Origin of the sequence: Sphingomonas parapaucimobilis NBRC 15100 (assembly GCF_000787715.1) — a bacterium.
Taxonomy (GTDB): domain Bacteria; phylum Pseudomonadota; class Alphaproteobacteria; order Sphingomonadales; family Sphingomonadaceae; genus Sphingomonas; species Sphingomonas parapaucimobilis.
On the sequence record NZ_BBPI01000040.1, the window covers coordinates 1 to 19276 of the forward strand.

The following is a 19276-nucleotide window of genomic DNA, read 5'->3' on the forward strand; positions in this document are numbered from 1 at the left end:
GCGCCTTCCGCAAGCGCACGGCCAATGGCGACGCCCCACCCCAACCCCTCCCCTGAAGGGGAGGGGCTTTCGTGGATTAATGCCATGTCGATCACACCGCCCCCCTCGAATCACTCCAGCTTCCGCCGCCTCCTGATCCTGCTCGCCGTCGCGGTCCTTGCCCGTGCGCTGACCTTCGGGAACCCGGTGGTGCATGTGGACGAGGAGTTCTATTTCTTCACCGGCCACGCGATGGGACACGGTGCATGGCCGTTCGTTGATGTGTGGGACCGCAAGCCGATCGGGCTATTCCTGCTCTACGCGGTGCCCGCAGCCCTCGGTTTTCCGGCAGGTATCTGGGCCTATCAGGCGATGGCGCTGGCGAGTGTCGTCGCAACGGCCTGGCTGATCGCGCGGATGGCGGAGCGGCTCGGATGCGGTGCAGGCGCGGCGGCGGCGGGGATCGCCTATGTCCTGTGGCTCGACCTGCTGGGCGGTCAGGGCGGACAGGCGCCGGTCTTCTACAATCTGCTGATGATGGGTGCCGCCTGGGCGATCCTCGAATCGGATCGGCGGGGGGTGCGCAGCCTGGGACTGGTCGCGATGGCGCTGGTCGGCATCGTGCTCCAGATCAAATATTCGGCGGTGTTCGAGGGGGTGGTGTTCGGCCTCTGGCTGCTCGCCAGCGAATGGCGACGGCGCCGGTCACCGGCTGCATTGGTCCTCTACGGCACGTCACTGGTTGCCGTATCGCTCGCGCCGACTGCGCTGGCGGCGGGCGTCTATGCCGCGATCGGGCAGTGGGACGCCTTTCTCTACGCCAATTTCCTCTCGATCTTTCATCGCAATCCCGATCCGATCGGCGAGCTGGCGGGCAATCTGGGGCAGATGGTCCTGATCCTGTCGCCGATCGTCACGCTGGCGGTGCTGGGGCTGAAGCGGACGGAGCGCGACAGCGAGCGGACGTTCCTCGCCGTCTGGCTGGGCGCGGGCGTGGTCGGCGTGCTGCTGTTCCGGCCGTGGTTCGACCATTATGGCCTGCCGATCCTGCTTCCGGCCTGCACAGCCGCCGCCGCGATGCTGGGGCGGGAGGACTGGCGGCGGCGTCATACCCCGGCCCTGCTGCTGACCGTCGCGCTGGCAGGCCAGATCGTGCTACTGTCCCTGCGCCATGAACGCGGCGACGCGGCGGAGTTCGCCGCCTTGTCACAGGCGGTCGGCAAGGGGCCGGGGTGCCTCTACGTCTATTCGGGCAGCACCATGCTCTATGTCGCGACCCAGCGTTGCACCCTGTCGCACTGGATTGTCCCTGCGCATCTCAGCCGCGCGCGCGAGGCCGGGGCCACGGGCGTTGATCAGGATGCCGAGATCACCCGCATCCTCTCGCAACACCCCGCCGTCGTCGTGATGCGCCCGCCCTATAATGGCGAGCGGCCCGAGGCCCATGCGCGGGTGCTGGCGGCGATGGCGAGAGGCTATCGGCTGGCCGCGCAACTGCCGATGGGCAACGAGACGATCAGCGTCTATAAATCCACGCGATGAAACGCCTTCTCGCCTCGATCCATGACGTGTCCCCCCGGTTCGAGGGGGCGATCGACGCGCTGTTCGACCGGCTGTCGGGGCATCTGGGCGGTCCGCGCCTGGCCATGCTGGTCATCCCCGACCATTGGAACAGCGCGCCGATCGCACCCGGCACCCCCTTCGCCACGCGCCTGCGCGACTGGGCGGACATGGGGATCGAGATGTTCGTCCATGGCTGGTCACACAAGGACGACATGGTCCACACCGACTCGAAAACCGCGCTGAAGGCCAGGCACATGACCGCGGGCGAAGGCGAATTCGTCGGCTTGCCCCGCGCCGAAGCCCTGCGCCGGATGCAGCGCGGCACCGCGCTGATCGAGGATATCATCGGCCGCCGCGCGACCGGCTTCATCGCGCCTGCGTGGCTCTATTCGGACGAGGCGCGTCTGGCCTTGGGCGATGCAGGCTTCGGGCTGGCGGAGGATCATTTCCGCGTCTGGACGCCCGCCGACGGCAAGATCATCGCACGCGGCCCCGTCGTCACCTGGGCCAGCCGTTCGCGCGGGCGGCAGCTGAGCTCGCTCGCCGCCGCCGCCGTGCTGCGCCACGGCCTGCGCCCGACCCCGGTCGCGCGCGTGGCGGTGCATCCGGGCGACAATGGCGTACCCGCTTTGCTCGACAGCATCGACAAGACCTATGCGCGCCTCGCCCGTACGCATCGGCCGTCACGCTACGCGGACCTTCTCGCCGCCTGAATCAGCGCGCGGCCAGCGTATGGAGGTAGCGATGCCGCGCCTCCGACCCGCGCGGATATTGGCGGAGGGCCTTTTCCTCGCTCGTGGTCAGCATGAACTTGCGATAGCCCTTGCCCGTCAGGCACTGTTCGACATCGCCGACCTGGATCGCCTGAAGCATTTGCTTTTGCCGATCCGGTTGCGTGCGGCGAACAGAGAACATCCAGTCATCGCCAGCGTCGGCGGGGCTGGGAAAATTCATCAGGCGATCCGCCGTCTCGAACCCCCGGATGAAGCGCTTGGCCGGTTCGTCCTGCGCTACGTCGCGGAAGTAACCGATCTTGGCGCATTCCACCGAATCGGCACGATACTGGTCATAGTGGATGCCTGGCTTGCCCCAGCTTGCCACCCGATCGCGCGAGGCCGCCGACGCCGTGGCGGAACAGGCCAGCAGGGCCAGCGCAACCACCGCCCGCGTCACGACGCAGCCTCCGTACGCGCCGCCAGTTGATGCAGATACCGATGCCGCGCCTCTGACCCGGCCGGATAACGCTTCAACGTCCTCACTTCACCGCGCGAGAGCTGGAAGCGGGAATAGCCCTTGTCCGCCAGGCAACGCTCGACATCACCGACTTGGATCGCATGAAGTCGGCGTTTCTGCCGGTCGGGCTGGGTCCGCAGAATCGAATTGATCCAGTCGCTGGCACCGCCGCCGCCGTTCAGGTTGTTGTCTGCCGCCGTGAAGCCCGTGATGAACCGCTTCGCCGGATCGTCCTGCGAGACGTCACGGAAATAGCCGATCTTCGCGCACTCGACCGAATCGGTGCGATACTGGTCGAAGGTGACGCCGGGCTTACCCCAGCTTTCAATCGGGGGACGGTCGGCCGCCCGTGCCGCGCCCGAGGACGCCAGCATGATGCCCATCACGACTGCGAAGCCACGACTCATCGACCGTCTCCCATGACATTTTTGTCATGATGACAGACTCGCGAGGGCTGCGAAAGCTCCGTTCCGGCTTAGGCGACGGCCTGCAACTGAGTGCCCTGGTCGAGCAATTGCTGATAGCGCGCGATCAGCGCCTCGGCATGGTCGCGGTCGCTGAACACCTTGCCCGCCGCCACGCGCGCGGCGTTGCGCAGCACGCGCTGGTCGCGCGACAGCAGCCGCTCGATCGCCTCGGCACAGGCCGCCCCGTCGCGCGCGCGGAAGGTCTCGGCGAACAGCGGGTTCGCGACTTCGGCACAGCCGCCATAATCCGGAACCACCAAGGGCAGGCCTGAGGCCAGCGCTTCGGACGCCACCAGTCCGAACGTCTCGGTCTCGCACCCATGGACCAGCGCGTCGCAGCTCGCCATGATCCGGGCGAGGCGCGGGCGGTCATAGACCGGGCGGAACAGGCGGATGTGCGGGCTGCCCGCGATCCGCTTCTCCAGCGTCCGGCTGGCGACGCCGCCGCCGATCAGGATCAGGCCGACCGGCCGGGTCGAGGCCACCCGCTCGACCGCGTCGATGACCATCGGCCAGCGCTTTTCGGGATGATGCCGCCCCAGCCCCAGCAGCAGATGCGCGCCCTCCGGCAGCGCGCACTGCGCCAGCAGCGCGGTGCGCAACCGTTCGTCGCGGTGGTCGGGCGAGAAGAAATGCCGCTCGATACCCAGCGGAATCCCCTCGTCCACCCGCACGCCGCGCTTGCCCAGGCGCTTCACCAGCGCCGGGCCGTTGGACAGCACCAGGTCGTAATGGTCGAGGAAACGGTTCATGTAGCGGCTGTACCAGCTGAACCAGTCCTCCACCCGCTCCTGCGCGACCAACCCGTCCAGCCAGCGGACCGGATAGGTGCCGACATTGTCGTTGTGCATGAAGAAGACCTTCTTCGCGCGCCCCTGCCACCCGGCGACGAACCAGGCGGGCTTGGCGGGCGAGGAAACCTCGACGATGTCGGGGTCCAGCTCGTCGAGCAGGCGGCAGACCGGCGCACCGTCCCAGAACATGCCGTAATTGGTGTCCAGGATCAGGCGCGGTGCCTTGATATAGATGATCTTGCCGCCGCCGGGACGTTCCTCGACCCGGTCCTCGGTGCCCGGCGCGAGCACGATCAGCTCATGGCCCATCTCGGCCAGGATCGACATCTTGCGGTCGATATAGGTCCGCACGCCCCCGCCGGTGGGGGAGTAGAATTCGTTGACGTCGACGATGCGCATCGTCCGTTCCCTCAATCCACCGGGCCGAAACCGCCCAGCCCCCGCAGATATTGGGCTCGGATGGTCGTCATTGCCACCCCATTGGGCACATCGATCAGCGCGGAGGCGAGCGGCGGCTTGCGGCGGCCGAGCTTGGTATTGGCCGGGAAGCCCGCGCCGTCGCTCCAGAAATTGAACTTGTTCTTGCCGTCGCGGTCATGGGTGAAGAGCAGCGCATAGCGGCCGGGATGCGGCACGCGGATGCACATCGCGATCGGCCCGCCGCCCGCCGGAGTCGGCACCTGGACACGGCGGAAGGTCTTGCCCGCGCGAACCAGCACGCCGTCGTCCTGCAGGAAATCCTCCTCGTTCGCCGGATACAGTTCCAGCTTGAGGTTGCCCTTGCGATCCTTCAGCCCCTCGATCCGCGCCAGGATGGCGGGACCGCCGCCATTGGTGCAGGCCGCCGCATCGCTGCCCAGCACCTGCGCACCCGCCACCTGCGGCACGGCCGCCACGGTCACCACAGCGACCACCATCATCTTCATCACGCGAATCATGCGCGCACCTTCCGAACCAATGCCGTCAGACCGAACCCTGCGATCAGCACGACATGGACCAGCAGGGTCAGTGCCGCGGTGAACGCGATCAGCTCACTCAATTCCTGATCCTGCCCGATCAACAGGATCGCAAAATTGGCAAAAAGAAGGTCCTTGTTGGGCACCAGCGGCAGGCGCGAGACGAGCAGCCGCGCCGCCGACAGGAACAGCCACATGCCCAGCGACACGCTGGGCATCCCGTAATGCCACGCCAGCGCGACGAGCAGCGAGTTGGCGATCAGGCGGATGCAGTGGACCATGAAGACCCACCAGAGGGTCTTGCGATCGAGCGAGAAGACCCGCCGCGAAAAGATCAGGAAAGGCAGCGAGGTCGCCATGACGATCGCGATCGATCCCCAGACCAGCCGCAGCTGTTCCGGCGTCAGCAACTCGCGACCGACCGGCAGGGCCAGCCCGATCATCAACAGCGTGATGGCATTGCCCGCAATGGCCGACAGGATGCCGACGTCCTTGACCGCGCCGAAGGGGGCGGCGACCATCTTCGCATTGGCGCGCGCCCAGGCGTAGAAATAGGCCTCACCCGAATAGCTGAACGCCACTTCGTTCGCGATCCGCTTGCGGATCAGCGCGGCCATGCCGCTGATCGGGATGCCCCACAGCCGCCGGAAGATGATATAGTCGCCGATCGGCAGCGCCATGTAGAGGCCGACAAAGACGATGTAGAAGAGCGGATTGGTCGGCACCGAATGGCTGAGGCCGACCAGACCGCGCCCGAGCAGCTCATGCCCCAACCCGACGATCATGGCGAGCGTCAGCACGCCGCCGATAATGGCGGGCCAGCGGTTCTTGACCGTCTTCAACGGCTCCAGCGCGGCCATGTCGCGCGCCACCGGGCCGCTCTCGCCGCCCGCTCCGGGGGCCAGGCCGCCAGGCAGGGCCTGTTGCGGGGTCATGGGATCATCTCGTTCATTCTGCACGTTATGGAGATTCCTCGGCGGCGTTCGCCGGTGGCGCCCGCTAACCTCAACACTGCTTTCTCGCACCTGAATAAGAATTCATCCTCTGTCGCGCGATTGTGTCCACCTTAGGGCTGAAACTGACATAATTCAGCGACAACCGGCGATTAGCGCTCCGATTATCGACCCGCCCCATGTCCCCCGGAGCCTATGCCCGCCGATCATATCCTGACCTATGCCCTGGCGATGCGCGGCGGCGTGGAAGCGGCACTGGGCCGGATGCTGCCCGGCTGGCTGAACCGGGGGCGGCGCGTCACGCTGATCCTGGGCGACGAGGCCGGCCAGTTCCAGGGCGGCGTGCCGATGGGCGTCGAGACGGTGACGCTGGGGCACCAACGCTATGGCGGGCTGTGCCGTGCATTGCCTTCGGCGATCGAGCGGGTGCGGCCCGATATCGTCTTCTGTCCGGGCAATCACTATACCGCCATGGCCGCCTGGACACGCGCGCGGCTGGCCGGGGCCTGTCCGCCGATCGTCGCGAAAATGTCCAATGCGGTCGATCGCGGCGACCAGCCATTGCCGATCGCCTGGGGCCAGCGGCAATGGCTGGCGGGACACCGGCTGTTCCTGGACGCGCTGGTCGCGATGACCCCGGCGACCGCGCGGGAAGCGCAGGGCGCCACCGGGCTGTCGGTCGCGGTCATCCCCAATCCGCCGACGCTGCTCGACCCCAAGGCCGCTCCACACGTCACGGCGCCGGGCCGTCGCATCCTGGGCGTCGGGCGGCTGGAGCCGCAGAAGCGCTGGGACCGGCTGATCACCGCGATGACCCATCTGCCCGAGGATGTCGGCCTGACGATATTGGGCGAGGGCAGCCTGCGCCCGGCTCTCACCGCGCAAATCGAGATACTGGGCCTGTCGCACCGGGTATCGCTGCCCGGCCACAGCGCCCATGCGCCCGCCGCGATGGCGGCGGCGCAGGTGGTGGCGCTGCCCTCCGACTATGAAGGCGTGCCCGGCGTGCTGCGCGAGGCGCTGGCGGTCGGGACACCGGTGGTCGCGACCGATTCGAGTCCGGCGGTGCATGAGATCGTCTCCCATCGCTCGCTGGGCACGATCGTCCCGCGCGAGGATTTGGGGGCGCTGGTCGCGGCGCTTCGCCACTGGCTCGACCCGGTGGTGCCGCGCCCCGAACCCGTGCCGCAACCGGGGCAGGATTCGGCCGAGCGTTATCTGGCGCTGTTCGATTCGATCGTCGCGGCACGAGGCCGCCGGGCACCCCGTGAGACAGGGGCCGAGACGGGGCCGCTCGAACCCGCGCTGGTCGGGTAGAGTGGCGCGGGCTTACCAGGCCGATCGTCATTCATTCCATTCCTCCCCTGCAAGGGGAGGTGGCAGGCCGCAGGCCTGACGGAGGGGTGTCCCGCTGCAAGAGGCTGGTCAACGATCGCCACCGGTGACACCCATCCAACATCCCAAGGCGCGGGCGATCCGGTCTGAATGTCGATGGGTCTTAAATATCGGCCCCGGCGCGGGCGGTCTCGCCGTCCTGTTCGGCCTCGCGTTCCGACCGGCGCTGGAGCGCGGACTTGGCCATGGCGGTCATCGGATCGGCCAGCGCCAGCCCGAGGATACCGAACAGCGCGCTCGCTATGATCTGGGTCGACAGGGTCAGCGCGGGCGGCAGGTCGACGGTGCGCTTGGCGACCATCGGCACCACGACATAACCGTCGAAGGTCTGCACGATCAGATAGGTGCCGATCGCCCAGAAACCCGTGTCCTGCCCCGCCGAAAAGCCGACCGCGATCATCAGCGCGCCGGTGATGATCGCCCCGATATTGGGGATGAAGGCCAGGATGCCCGCGATGATCCCCAGCAGCAGCGCCATCGGCACGCCGCCGATCATCAGCGCGATGCCGGTCAGCACCCCCTCCACCGCCATGCCCAGCAGGCGTCCGGCGAGCAGGCGGCGCAGCGTGGACATGACGCGCCCTTGCGTGATCGCGAATTCGGCGCGGACGGCACGCGGCACGAACCATTGCAGGCCGCGTGCATAGCCTTCGGGGTCCATCGCCAGGAACAGGCCGATGATCAGGATCATGAACATCGTCGTGACCGCGCCCACCGCCGTCCCGACCCAGGAGGTCAGCTTGCCGATCGACCCCACCGACTGCTTGAGCAGGCCGTTGATGTCCGACGTCTTGGGCATCATGCCCTGCTCGGCCAACCAGCCGGTCACGCGGCCCGCCTGCGTCTCCAGCGTGGAGCGAAGCTGCGTCACCTGCTGCGTCACCTCGACGCCGGTCAGGAAGAAGGTGCCGAGCAGGAATATGGTCACCGCCAGCACGACGATCAGCAGCCGCCAGCCGCGCCCGATGGGCAGCACCCGGCCGAGCAGCCGCACCCCGCCATCCAGCAGCGTGGCGAAGACCAGCCCGGCAAAGATCACCAGCAGCGGCTGGACCAGCAGCACCGTCACCGCCATCGCGGCGATCAGCCCCAGCCAGATCGCCGCGCGCGTCAGCTCCCGCCGGACAAAGCCCTCCCGGAACTCGATCGGGGCCGGGCGGTCGGTCAGCGGGGCCTGGTCGCTCATTGCGGGGCGCCGTCGCCGGTCTTCACGGTGGTCGGGTGCAGCGACAGGCCCGCCCGGCCCGACCGCAGCGAGGTCCACCAGGTGACCGGGTTGAGCGTCGTATCGCCGTCCAGGCTGAAGGTCACGAACTCGGCGCGACCGCCGATATTCTCATACGGCACCGGCCCGCCCAGCCCCAGCTCGGCCAGCGAGAAGCGGCTGTCGGCCGAACGATCGCGATTGTCGCCCATCAGGAAGACGTGATCGGCCGGGATGGTGATCGCCGGGTAATTGTCGCCCGGGCTCCACCCCATTTCGACGGTGTCGTAACGGCGGCCATTGGGCAGCGTCTCGGTCACGATCGGCAGGTGGCAGACCCATTGGCCGTTCGCGGTACGGACACGCGCCTGGTCGCCATAGTCGGTACACGGGCTGTTCGTGTCGATGGGGATGTCGATATAGTGGAGCGGACCGCGCTGCACCGGCTTGCCGTTCAGGATCACCGTGCCGTCGCGCACCGCCAGCGTATCGCCGGGCAGGCCGATCACCCGCTTGATATAGTCGTTATGCGTGCCCGGCGGCGTCACGATCACGACGTCACCGCGCTTGGGCAGCGAGCCGAAGACCCGGCCATGGATGAAGGGCAGCTGATAGCTCCAGCTCGCCTCGGGCTGGCGCAGCACCACCGACTTGAAGATCGCGACCGGGTTGGGGATGGTCGGCGAGATATAGGACCAGCCATAGGCGAACTTGCTGACGACCAGCCGGTCACCGACGCGCAGGCCCGGCAGCATCGATTCGGACGGGATGTAGAAGGGCTTGGCGATGAAGCTGTGGAAGCCCAGCACGATCAGCAGCAGCCAGAACAGCCCCTTGACCTCGGCCCACCAGTCGGTGCCCTTTTTCTTGGCCGGCACCTGGGGCGGTGGTGGTGCGCCCACCGTCGGGTCGCCCCCCGGCTGATGGGTCGGCGAGCCTGGGTTCGTGTCCAACACCGCGTCCTTCATGCGGAAACTTCCGGTCGTGCCTCGATCACGACAAAGGCCTGCGCCCAGGGGTGATCGTCGGTCATGGTCAAGTGGATATGGGCGACGTGGCCCGCCGGGGTCATCGCGTCAAGCCGTTCGCGCGCGCCGCCGGTCAAAGACAGGGTCGGCGCGCCGCCGGGCAGATTGACGACACCGATGTCGCGCATGAACACGCCCCGCGAGAAACCCGTGCCGACCGCCTTGGAAAAGGCCTCCTTGGCGGCGAAGCGCTTGGCGTACGTGCCCGCACGGGTGAAGGGGCGTTTGGCGGCCTTGGCCTGCTCCACCTCGGTGAAGCAGCGCGCCTCGAACCGGCCGCCATGCCGGTCCAGCGCGGCCTTAATCCGCTCGATATTGCAGAGGTCGGAGCCGAGACCGATGATCACGCCATCCTCCCCGGCACGGGGAGGGGGACCATCGCGGAGCGATGGTGGAGGGGGTTCTCCACCACGCGAGTCGTTTGGGGCACCCCCCCTCCACCAGCCTGCGGCTGGTCCCCCTCCCCGTGCCGGGGAGGATTCACCGAGCGATATCCATCGCGGCGCGCATCTTGCGGACGACTTCGGGCAGGCCGACGAACACCGCATCCGCGATCAGGAAATGGCCGATGTTCAGCTCGCGCACCTGCGGGATGGCCGCAATCGGTGCGACATTGTCGTAGGTCAGGCCGTGGCCCGCATGAACCTCGATCCCGTTCTTGGCCGCCAGCGCCGCCGCGTCCGACAGACGACGCAGTTCCTCGGTGCGTTCGGGGCCGTCCAGCTCGGCATAGCGGCCGGTGTGAAGCTCGACGACAGGGACACCCAGATGCAGCGCCGCCTCGATCTGGCGGGGATCGGGTTCGATGAACAGCGAGACGCGGATGCCCGCCTCGCCCAGCTTCGCGACCATGGGGCCGAGCCATTCGCGCTGGCCGGCGGCGTCCAGCCCGCCCTCGGTCGTCCGCTCCTCGCGCTTTTCCGGCACGATGCACGCGGCGTGCGGGCGATGCTTCAGCGCGATCGCGAGCATCTCCTCGGTCGCGGCCATCTCCAGGTTGAGCGGCACGGTCAGTTCCGCCGACAGCCGCGCGATGTCTTCGTCGGTGATGTGGCGCCGGTCCTCGCGCAGATGCGCGGTGATGCCGTCCGCGCCTGCCTCTGCCGCGACCAGCGCCGCCTTCACCGGATCGGGATAGCCCGCCCCGCGCGCATTCCGCACGGTCGCGACATGGTCGATATTGACGCCCAGGCGCAGGTGATCGGTCATGCCGCCGCGCGGCTCCCCGGCTTGATCGCAGGGATGGCCGCCAGTTCGGACGGCAGAGCGTCGGGGCTGTAGCTCGGCACGTCGAGCCGGATCAGCGGGAAGAAGGGCACGCCCAGATCGGCCGCGCCGTTGGAGCGATCGACCAGCGAGGCCGCCGCGATCGTCTCGCCCCCCTCGCGCGCGATGGCGGCGATCGCCTCGCGGCTGGACAGGCCGGTCGTGACCACGTCTTCCATCATCAGCACCTTCTGCCCCTGCTCCAGCCGGAAGCCGCGACGCAGGTGGAAGGTTCCCTCGGGCCGTTCCAGGAACATGCCCGGCACGCCCAGCGCGCGCGCCATTTCATGGCCGACGATGACGCCGCCCATGGCGGGGGCGACGACGGCGCTGATCTGCGCCCTGATGTCCGCCGGAATCTTCGCGGCCACCGCCTCGCACAGCCGGGCGGCGCGGGCGGGGTCCATCAAGACGCGCGCGCATTGCAGGTAGCGCGGGCTGCGCAGCCCCGAGGAGAGGATGAAATGTCCTTCGAGCAGCGCCTCGGCGGCACGGAACTCGGCAAGGACGTCTTCATCGGTCATGGGGCAACTCCGGCATCGGTCAGATGACCCGGCCTCATAGGATCGCCCCGCCCCCCGCGCAATCTGGCATGTGACGCTGTAGGGTTGAGGGGGCGAAGTCCCGTGCTATAGTCCCCCTAACAAAAACGACATGAGGCCCCGTCAAAGCTCGTCGGACGACCGATGGACAGGCGAGGGAGATGGGAGACGAGAGCGGGATGAGCGAGGTCAAGCGCATGTCCGGACCCCGGAGGATGAGGATGCCCAAACGCATGAAGGCGATCGCGATCGCCGCCGGGATGGGATGCGCCGCGCTGTCGGGCGCAGCCTTCGCGACTCCGGCCGCTCCACCCGCCGCGAAAGCCGCCCCCGCGCCGCAGGCCGCCGCCGAGGGTGCGGGCGTCTCCAACACCGCACCGACCAGCGCCGCCGCCCCCGCCACCGCCGCGCCGACCAGCCCGCTGCTGGCCCAGGACGGCGCGCCCGCGACGACGATCGATCCCAATGTCGGCCTGCCGATCGACGGCCGCTTCGGGCTTCAGCCGCAGGTGACGAAGAACGGCGAGTTCGCGCACTGGATGCACAATGACGTACTGGTGCCGGTCATCACCGTGATCTGCGTGCTCGTCCTGCTGCTGCTCGCCTGGGTCGTGTTCCGCTATCGCCGCGCCGCCAATCCGGTGCCGTCCAAGACCAGCCACAACACGCTGGTCGAGGTGTTGTGGACGCTGGGGCCGGTCGTGATCCTTGTCCTGATCGCCATCCCCTCGATCGGACTGCTCCAGGCGCAGTTCAAGCCCGCCCCCGCAGGCGCCGTCACGCTGAAGGCGATCGGCAACCAGTGGTACTGGACCTATCAGTATCCGGACCATGGCGGGATCGAGATCACCGCCAACATGCTGAAGGAAAAGGACCAGGTGGCCCCCGGTGAGCGCGCGCGCACCGATGCCGACGGTCCCCGCCTGCTGGCGGTGGACAATCGCATCGTCCTGCCCGTCGGCGTGCCGATCCGCCTGATCACCACGTCCAACGACGTCATCCACAGCTGGGCGATCCCGGCCTTCTGGATGAAGCTGGACGCGGTACCGGGCCGGTTGAACGAGACGAGCTTCACCATCGAGAAGCCAGGCCTCTACTTCGGGCAATGTTCGGAGCTGTGCGGTGCGCGCCACGCCTTCATGCCGATCGCGGTGCAGGCGGTGCCCCCGGCGCAGTTCGCCGCCTGGGTCGCGGCGAAGGGCGGCCAGATGCCGGGGTCCAAGGCCCCCTCCTCCTCGGTCATTCCGCAGCCGGGAGCCGAGGGTTCGGCCTCCAAAGCCGCGCAGGTCAATGCGGCCGAGGCGGTCACGGGTCCGGTGGACAATGCCGCAACGCCCGCCCAGTCCCCCACCTCCGCGCAGGGCGCCACCGGGAATCCGGCCGGCCCCGGCAACGCTGGACAATAAGCCATGACCGACACCGCACTTCACCCCGGATCGGCATTTGTCGGTCATGAGGATCACCACCACGCGCATCATGACGCCGATCATAAGCCCGGCTTCTTCGCGCGTTGGTTCCTGTCGACCAACCACAAGGATATCGGCACCCTCTATCTGATCTTCGCGATCGTGGCGGGGATCATCGGCGGCGCGATCTCCGGCCTGATGCGCGCCGAGCTGCGCGAACCGGGCATCCAGTATCTGGGGATCTGGGCCGGGATGCTCCACGGCGGGGCGCAGAGCCTCGACCAGTCGCTGCACCTGTGGAACGTGCTCATCACCGCGCACGGCCTGATCATGGTGTTCTTCATGGTGATGCCCGCGATGATCGGCGGGTTCGGCAACTGGTTCGTGCCGATCATGATCGGCGCGCCCGACATGGCGTTCCCGCGCATGAACAACGTGTCCTTCTGGCTGCTGATCCCGGCCTTCACCCTGCTGCTCGCCTCGCCCTTCTTCGGGGCGGGCGCGGGCGTCGGCTGGACCGCCTATGCCCCGCTATCGACCTTCGGCGAGCCGGGTCCGTCGGTCGACATGGCGATCCTGGCGCTCCATCTGGCGGGTGCCTCGTCGATTCTGGGCGCGATCAACTTCATCACCACCATCTTCAACATGCGTGCGCCGGGCATGACCCTGCACAAGATGCCGCTGTTCGTCTGGTCGGTGCTGGTCACCGCCTTCCTGCTGCTGCTGTCGCTGCCGGTGCTGGCCGCCGCGATCACCATGTTGCTGACCGATCGCAACTTCGGCACGACCTTCTTCGATCCCGCCGGGGGCGGCGACCCGATCCTGTACCAGCATCTGTTCTGGTTCTTCGGCCATCCCGAAGTCTACATCATGATCCTGCCGGGCTTCGGCATCGTCAGCCAGATCATCGCGACGTTCAGCCGCAAGCCGGTCTTCGGCTATCTCGGCATGGCATACGCCATGGTCGCGATCGGCGTGGTCGGCTTCGTCGTCTGGGCGCACCACATGTTCGCCACCGGCCTGTCCGTGAACACCAAGATGTATTTCACCGCCGCGACGATGATCATCGCGGTGCCGACCGGCATCAAGATCTTCTCGTGGATCGCGACCATGTGGGGCGGATCGCTGACCTTCAAGACGCCGATGGTCTGGGCGATCGGCTTCATCTTCATGTTCACCGTCGGTGGCGTGACCGGCGTCGTGCTCGCGAACGGCGGCATCGACGACTATATGCACGACACCTATTATGTCGTCGCGCACTTCCACTACGTCCTGTCGCTGGGCGCGGTGTTCGCGCTGTTCGCGGGCTTCTACTACTGGTTCCCGAAGATGTCGGGGAAGATGTATAACGAGTTCCTCGGCCAGCTGCATTTCTGGGTGTTCTTCATCGGCGTGAACCTGCTGTTCTTCCCGATGCACTTCCTGGGGCTGCAGGGGATGCCGCGTCGCTATCCCGATTATCCGGATGCCTTCGCGCTGTGGAACAAGGTCGCGACGCATGGCTATGAGATCATGGCCGCAGGGATGGCGATCTTCTTCATCAACCTGATCTGGTCGCTGATCGCGGGCAAGCCCGCGGGCGACAATCCCTGGGGCGAAGGTGCGACGACGCTGGAATGGACGCTGTCCAGCCCGCCGCCCTATCACCAGTTCGAGACGCTGCCGCGCATCGACTGATCGCCCCCCATTCGCTCAATCTGAACGAGGCCCCGAAACAGGATTTCGGGGCCTTTTTCATTACACTTGCGTCACGATAGGGCCGGATCGGTCGAATAGCCCCGCCGATGCGACGAGCGGCGGAACCTTTCATATTTTTTTACCCACATTGGCACCAAATTGCCCCGGTCGCCCAGCGGGGGCGGTTAGCGGGTACATATCCAATGATGGGGCGGGATACAGGTGCTGAGCCGGTGACGGCGGCCGCGCGCGAGGGTGCGGATGCGCCCGGCATCGACGCGGACGCGGGCCGTTCGCCAGTGACGACCGGCGGCGCGATGCTGCCCCTGCTGGCACTGGCGGCCTGTGGCGGCGGGGGCGGCTCCAGCAGCAGCGTTTCCGGCGGCTCGGCGAGCCCCGCCGGTTCGACCACGCCCGTCGTCGTGGTCAGCGCCTCGCCCACCACGACCGAGGCCAGCCGCTTCCTCGCCCAGTCGACGATGGGCGCGACCCGGACCATGATCGATACGGTCGTCTCGCGCGGCTATGACGGCTGGCTGACCGACCAGTTCGCCCTGCCCCGCGCGACCAGCCATTGGGACTGGATGATCGCGGGCGGCTATGACGCCGCCGCCAACCGCAATTCGCTGGCCGGGCTGGACCCGACGCTCTGGCGGCAGATGATCGTCGAGCCGGATCAGCTGCGCCAAAGGATCGGCATGGCGCTGCTCGACATAGTGGTGGTGGGCGTCGACGGCGTGACCGATGCCTGGCGCGCGTTCAGCATGGCGGCCTATGTCGACGTGCTGCTCGACAACGCATTCGGCAATTACCGCGACCTGCTGGGCGCAATCACGACCAATTTCGCGATGGCCAGCTTCCTGACCTTCCTCAACAATCGAAAGGGCAATCCGGCGACCGGCGCGCAGCCCGACGAGAATTACGCGCGCGAGTTGATGCAGCTGTTCACGCTGGGCCTCTACCAGCTCAACATGGACGGCTCGGTCAAGACCAATGGCGGCCAGCCGATCGAAACCTATAATCAGGCCGATGTGTCGGGGCTGGCCCGTGTCTTCACCGGCCTGGCTCCGGCGACCAGCGACAGCAGCACGCCCGCGCGCTACCGGATGCCGCTGGTGATGAATGCCGGGATCAACGAGACCGGCCCGGCGAGCTTCCTGGGCACGACGGTCAGCGGCGGCGGCATGGCGGCGGTCAAGAGCGCGCTCGACACGATCTTCGCCCACCCCAATCTGCCGCCCTTCGTCTCGCGCCAGCTGATCCAGCGGCTCGTGACCAGCAACCCTTCGCCCGCCTATATCAACCGCGTCGCCAGCGCCTTCGCCGACAATGGCCAGGGCGTGCGCGGCGACATGAAGGCGGTGATCCGCGCCATCCTGCTCGACAGCGAAGCACGGACCCTGCCCAGCGCCGCCAATGCGGGCAAGCTGCGCGAGCCGGTGCTGCGACTGACCGGCTGGGCGCGCGCTTTCGGGGCGAGTTCCCCCTCCAACGCCTGGGCGATCGGCGACACCTCCAACGCGACCAGCCGGTTGGGGCAGAGCAAGGGCCGCAGCCCGTCGGTCTTCAACTTCTACCGCCCCGGCTACACCCCGCCCGGCACCAGCCTGGCGAGCGGCGGCCTGGTCGCGCCCGAGTTCCAGATCACCAACGAACAGAGCGTCGTCGGCTATGTGAACTTCATGTACGGCTTGATCGCCAACGGCATCGGCGATGTGAAGGCCGATTACACCGCGATCCAGACATTGGCGGCGGACAGCAAGGCGCTGGTCGACGAGGTCAATCTGGTCCTCGCCGCTGGGCAATTGTCGACCTCGACCGTGACGACGATCCGCGGCGCGGTCGACAGCGTGGCGGCAACCGCCGCGAACGGCCCGATCAACCGGATCGGCATCGCCATCCTGCTGGCCATGGCCTCCCCCGAATATCTGAACCCGCGGTGACGAGCATGATGCACGATCAATCGCCCCATGATCAGTCTAGGCGCGCCTTCCTGAAGCGCAGCGCGCTGCTCGGCCTGGCCGGAACCGCCACCCCCTTCGTCTCCAGCCTGGCCGCGATCGGCGAGGCGGCGGCGGCCACCGCGTCGGATTACAAGGCGCTGGTCTGCGTGTTCCTGTACGGCGGCAACGACTATGCCAACACGCTGGTCCCCTATGACGAGACGAGCTTTGCCGCCTATCGCGCGGCGCGCCCCAATATCGGCTATCAGCGCGATGCGCTGGCCGCCAGCGTCCTGAACCCCGCCGTCGCGCTGGCCGGTGGGCGCAGCTATGCGCTGTCACCCGCCATGCCCGGAATGGGCCAGCTGTTCGCGGCGGGCAGGATGGCGGTGGCGCTGAACGTCGGCACGCTGGTCGAGCCGACGACCAAGACGCAGTATAACAACCGCACCGTCCGGCTGCCACCCAAGCTGTTCAGCCACAACGACCAGCAGAGCTTCTTCCAGGCGTCCAGCCCCGAAGGCGCGACCAGCGGCTGGGGCGGACGGATCGGCGACGTGTTCCAGAATGGCAACGGCGCGGCCGCGCTGACCTGCATCAACACCAGCGGCAATGCGGTCTATCTGACCGGGCGGACCGCGATTCAATATGCGGTGGGCACCGGCGGCCCGGTCGCGCTGCTCAACAACAGCCGCACGCTTTACGGCTCGTCCTCGGCGCTCGACACGCTGCGCAGCCTGATGACCACCGAATCAAGCTTTGCGATGGCGAGCGAACATGCCCGAATCTCCAAGCGCGCCTTCGACGTGCAGGCGCAGCTCAGCAGCGCACTGGCGGGCGCTCCGGCGACCAATTTCCCGCTCTTCCCCTCGAACAACAACCTGGCCGACCAGCTGAAGATGGTCGCGCGGATGATTGCAGTCAGCCAGACGCTGGGGCTGAAGCGCCAGGTCTTCTTCGTGTCGATGGGCGGGTTCGACCTGCACGATAATCTGGTCGCGCAGCATCCCGGCCTGTTGTCCAAGGTGTCGGCGGCGATGAAGGCCTTTTACGACACCACCCGTGCGCTGGGCGTCGCCAATCAGGTGACCAGCTTCACCGCATCGGACTTCGGCCGCACGCTCCAGTCGAACGATGACGGGTCGGATCATGGCTGGGGCGGGATGCACTTCATCCTCGGCGGCGCGGTGCGCGGGCAGCGTTTCTATGGCAAGGCCCCGATCGTCGGCACCAACACCAATGACGATGTCGGCCAGGGGCGCCTGATTCCCACCATGTCGGTCGACCAATATGCCGCGACGCTCGCCAGCTGGTTCGGGATCGACTCCGGCGGCCTGCGTACCGTGCTGCCCAATATCGGCAACTATGATCCCTCGACCTGGAACCAGGGGTTCATGGGCTGAATCCAAGTCGCGTGACAATATAACATGTTGATTTCAGGTAATTCGCCGATCATCTCCAATCGGAAAACTTACGCGTCAGTTTGGCTGGAATGGCTGCCGCCGGGACCCATATGGGCGCCGCGACCAGTTGGTCGCGTCATAAATTTCCCGAAGGAGCTTCCATGCCCACTCCCGCCAAGGGCTATGCCGCCCAGTCGGCCGAAACGCCGCTCGCCCCCTTCTCGTTCGAGCGTCGCGATCCGCAGGGTGACGATGTCGCGATCGACATCCTCTATTGCGGCGTCTGCCATTCCGACCTGCACACCGCGCGCGGCGAATGGGCAGGCACCCAATATCCGTGCGTGCCGGGGCATGAGATCGTCGGCCGCGTGACCGCTGTCGGCGGCGACGTCACGAAGTACCGGGTCGGCGACCTGGTCGGCGTCGGCTGCATGGTCGACAGCTGCGGCCACTGCCCGTCCTGCCATGACGGCGAGGAGCAATATTGCGAGACGACCGGTTTCGTCGGCACCTATAACGGTCCCGACCCCGTGCTGGGCGGCCATACCTTCGGCGGCTATTCCGACCATATCGTGGTCAAGGAAGGCTTCGTCCTGAAGATCAATCATGACGAGGGCGATCTGGCCGCCGTCGCGCCGCTGCTCTGCGCGGGCATCACCACCTATTCGCCGTTGCGCCACTGGAAGGTCGGGCCGGGCCAGAAGGTCGGCATCGTCGGCCTGGGCGGGCTTGGCCATATGGGCGTCAAGATCGCCGCCGCGATGGGCGCCGAAGTTTACGTCTTCTCGACCTCGCCCAACAAGGCCGAGGATGCCAAGCGACTGGGCGCCAAGGGCCTGATCGTGTCGAAGGACGAGGCGCAGATGGCGGAACATGCCAACAGCTTCGACTTCATCCTGAACACGGTCGCCGCGCCGCACAATCTCGACGCGTTCCTGATGCTGCTCAAGCGCGACGGCACGATGACGCTGGTGGGCGTCCCTGATTCGCCGCACCCCTCGCCCTCGGTCGGTGCGCTCGTCTTCCGCCGCCGTTCGCTGGCGGGCTCGCTGATCGGCGGCATCGCCGAGACGCAGGAGATGCTGGACTTCTGTCACCAGCACGGCCTGACCGCCGATATCGAGATGATCGCGATGGACGAGGTCAACACCGCCTATGACCGGATGCAGAAGAGCGATGTGAAGTATCGCTTCGTCATCGATATGACGACGTTGAAGCAGGACTGACCTTCATGAGTCTCACGCCCCTCCCGCAGGCGGGAGGGGATGGGGGAGGGAAAGCCACGGGCGTCGGTCTCGGTGAGACATCCCGCCCTCCCCCCGGCCCCCTCCCGCCTGCGGGAGGGGGTGCGCTTTGGGTAGGCGAGTCCCCCCTTCTTCTCCCCTCCCGCTTGCGGGAGGGGCAGCGCCTTGGGCGAGCGGCAGTATCCTTCCAAGACAACCGCTTCGATTGCCCCCCCTTCCCACA

The 19276-nt window shown here is 67.1% G+C and carries 18 protein-coding genes; 8 read left to right on the top strand and 10 right to left on the bottom strand.

What is annotated here, in order from left to right:
- The first annotated feature begins 84 nt into the window (after positions 1-84).
- Both SP5_RS07920 and SP5_RS07925 read left to right on the top strand, forming a co-directional pair.
- Positions 85-1521 (top strand): glycosyltransferase family protein, encoded by a 1437-nt coding sequence (locus SP5_RS07920; protein WP_042486645.1) that lies wholly within the window; start codon positions 85-87, stop codon positions 1519-1521.
- On the top strand, positions 1518-2255 hold the full coding sequence (locus SP5_RS07925) for a polysaccharide deacetylase family protein (protein WP_042486648.1): 738 nt from the start codon (positions 1518-1520) through the stop codon (positions 2253-2255). The genes SP5_RS07920 and SP5_RS07925 overlap by 4 nt, the downstream gene beginning before the upstream one ends.
- Before the next feature lies 1 nt (position 2256).
- On the opposite strand, the gene SP5_RS07930 is transcribed toward SP5_RS07925, so the two are convergent.
- The 5 genes from SP5_RS07930 to SP5_RS07950 all read right to left on the bottom strand — a co-directional run bounded on the left by SP5_RS07930 (position 2257) and on the right by SP5_RS07950 (position 5927).
- Entirely contained in the window at positions 2257-2715 is a 459-nt protein-coding gene (locus tag SP5_RS07930; RefSeq protein ID WP_042486651.1) for a hypothetical protein, read from the bottom strand.
- Positions 2712-3182 (bottom strand): hypothetical protein, encoded by a 471-nt coding sequence (locus tag SP5_RS07935; RefSeq protein WP_076710809.1) that lies wholly within the window; start codon positions 3180-3182, stop codon positions 2712-2714. The genes SP5_RS07930 and SP5_RS07935 overlap by 4 nt, the downstream gene beginning before the upstream one ends.
- Positions 3183-3250: 68 nt before the next feature.
- Complete coding sequence (locus SP5_RS07940) at positions 3251-4435, bottom strand: glycosyltransferase (protein WP_042486655.1); 1185 nt, start codon at positions 4433-4435, stop codon at positions 3251-3253.
- Positions 4436-4446: 11 nt separating this feature from the next.
- Positions 4447-4974 carry a DUF2141 domain-containing protein gene (locus SP5_RS07945; protein WP_042486657.1) on the bottom strand — a complete coding sequence of 176 codons (528 nt, stop codon included), beginning with the start codon at positions 4972-4974 and terminating at the stop codon, positions 4447-4449.
- Entirely contained in the window at positions 4971-5927 is a 957-nt protein-coding gene (locus tag SP5_RS07950; RefSeq protein WP_042486660.1) for a hypothetical protein, read from the bottom strand. The genes SP5_RS07945 and SP5_RS07950 overlap by 4 nt, the downstream gene beginning before the upstream one ends.
- A 213-nt stretch (positions 5928-6140) precedes the next feature.
- Between SP5_RS07950 and SP5_RS07955 the strand changes: the two genes are divergently transcribed.
- A complete protein-coding gene (locus SP5_RS07955) occupies positions 6141-7262 on the top strand; it encodes a glycosyltransferase (protein ID WP_042486664.1) in 1122 nt (373 codons plus the stop codon).
- 181 nt (positions 7263-7443) lie between these two features.
- Here the strand turns inward: SP5_RS07955 and SP5_RS07960 are convergent, their stop codons facing one another.
- The 5 genes from SP5_RS07960 to pyrE form a co-directional block, all read right to left on the bottom strand.
- On the bottom strand, positions 7444-8526 hold the full coding sequence (locus SP5_RS07960; protein WP_042486667.1) for an AI-2E family transporter: 1083 nt from the start codon (positions 8524-8526) through the stop codon (positions 7444-7446).
- Positions 8523-9512 (bottom strand): signal peptidase I, encoded by a 990-nt coding sequence (lepB, locus tag SP5_RS07965; RefSeq protein WP_084220611.1) that lies wholly within the window; start codon positions 9510-9512, stop codon positions 8523-8525. The genes SP5_RS07960 and lepB overlap by 4 nt, the downstream gene beginning before the upstream one ends.
- On the bottom strand, positions 9509-9919 hold the full coding sequence (acpS, locus tag SP5_RS07970) for a holo-ACP synthase (protein ID WP_042486670.1): 411 nt from the start codon (positions 9917-9919) through the stop codon (positions 9509-9511). Before acpS ends, lepB begins: the two co-directional genes overlap by 4 nt.
- A 133-nt stretch (positions 9920-10052) precedes the next feature.
- Positions 10053-10781, bottom strand: coding sequence for a pyridoxine 5'-phosphate synthase (locus SP5_RS07975; protein WP_042486673.1), 729 nt, complete (start codon positions 10779-10781; stop codon positions 10053-10055).
- Positions 10778-11362: an orotate phosphoribosyltransferase gene (pyrE, locus tag SP5_RS07980; protein ID WP_042486676.1), complete on the bottom strand. Its 585-nt coding sequence runs from the start codon at positions 11360-11362 to the stop codon at positions 10778-10780. Before pyrE ends, SP5_RS07975 begins: the two co-directional genes overlap by 4 nt.
- A 239-nt stretch (positions 11363-11601) precedes the next feature.
- On the opposite strand from pyrE, the gene coxB reads away from it, so the two are divergent.
- The 5 genes from coxB (at position 11602) to SP5_RS08005 (ending at position 19035) form a co-directional block, all read left to right on the top strand.
- Positions 11602-12786, top strand: coding sequence for a cytochrome c oxidase subunit II (gene coxB, locus SP5_RS07985; RefSeq protein ID WP_439645606.1), 1185 nt, complete (start codon positions 11602-11604; stop codon positions 12784-12786).
- Positions 12787-12789: 3 nt separating this feature from the next.
- Complete coding sequence (ctaD, locus tag SP5_RS07990) at positions 12790-14463, top strand: cytochrome c oxidase subunit I (protein ID WP_042486682.1); 1674 nt, start codon at positions 12790-12792, stop codon at positions 14461-14463.
- A gap of 203 nt (positions 14464-14666) precedes the next feature.
- Positions 14667-16406 (top strand): DUF1800 domain-containing protein, encoded by a 1740-nt coding sequence (locus tag SP5_RS07995; protein WP_052811461.1) that lies wholly within the window; start codon positions 14667-14669, stop codon positions 16404-16406.
- Between the two features lie 5 nt (positions 16407-16411).
- Positions 16412-17809: a DUF1501 domain-containing protein gene (locus SP5_RS08000; RefSeq protein WP_084220613.1), complete on the top strand. Its 1398-nt coding sequence runs from the start codon at positions 16412-16414 to the stop codon at positions 17807-17809.
- A gap of 161 nt (positions 17810-17970) precedes the next feature.
- On the top strand, positions 17971-19035 hold the full coding sequence (locus SP5_RS08005; protein ID WP_042486685.1) for an NAD(P)-dependent alcohol dehydrogenase: 1065 nt from the start codon (positions 17971-17973) through the stop codon (positions 19033-19035).
- Positions 19036-19276 lie beyond the last annotated feature (241 nt).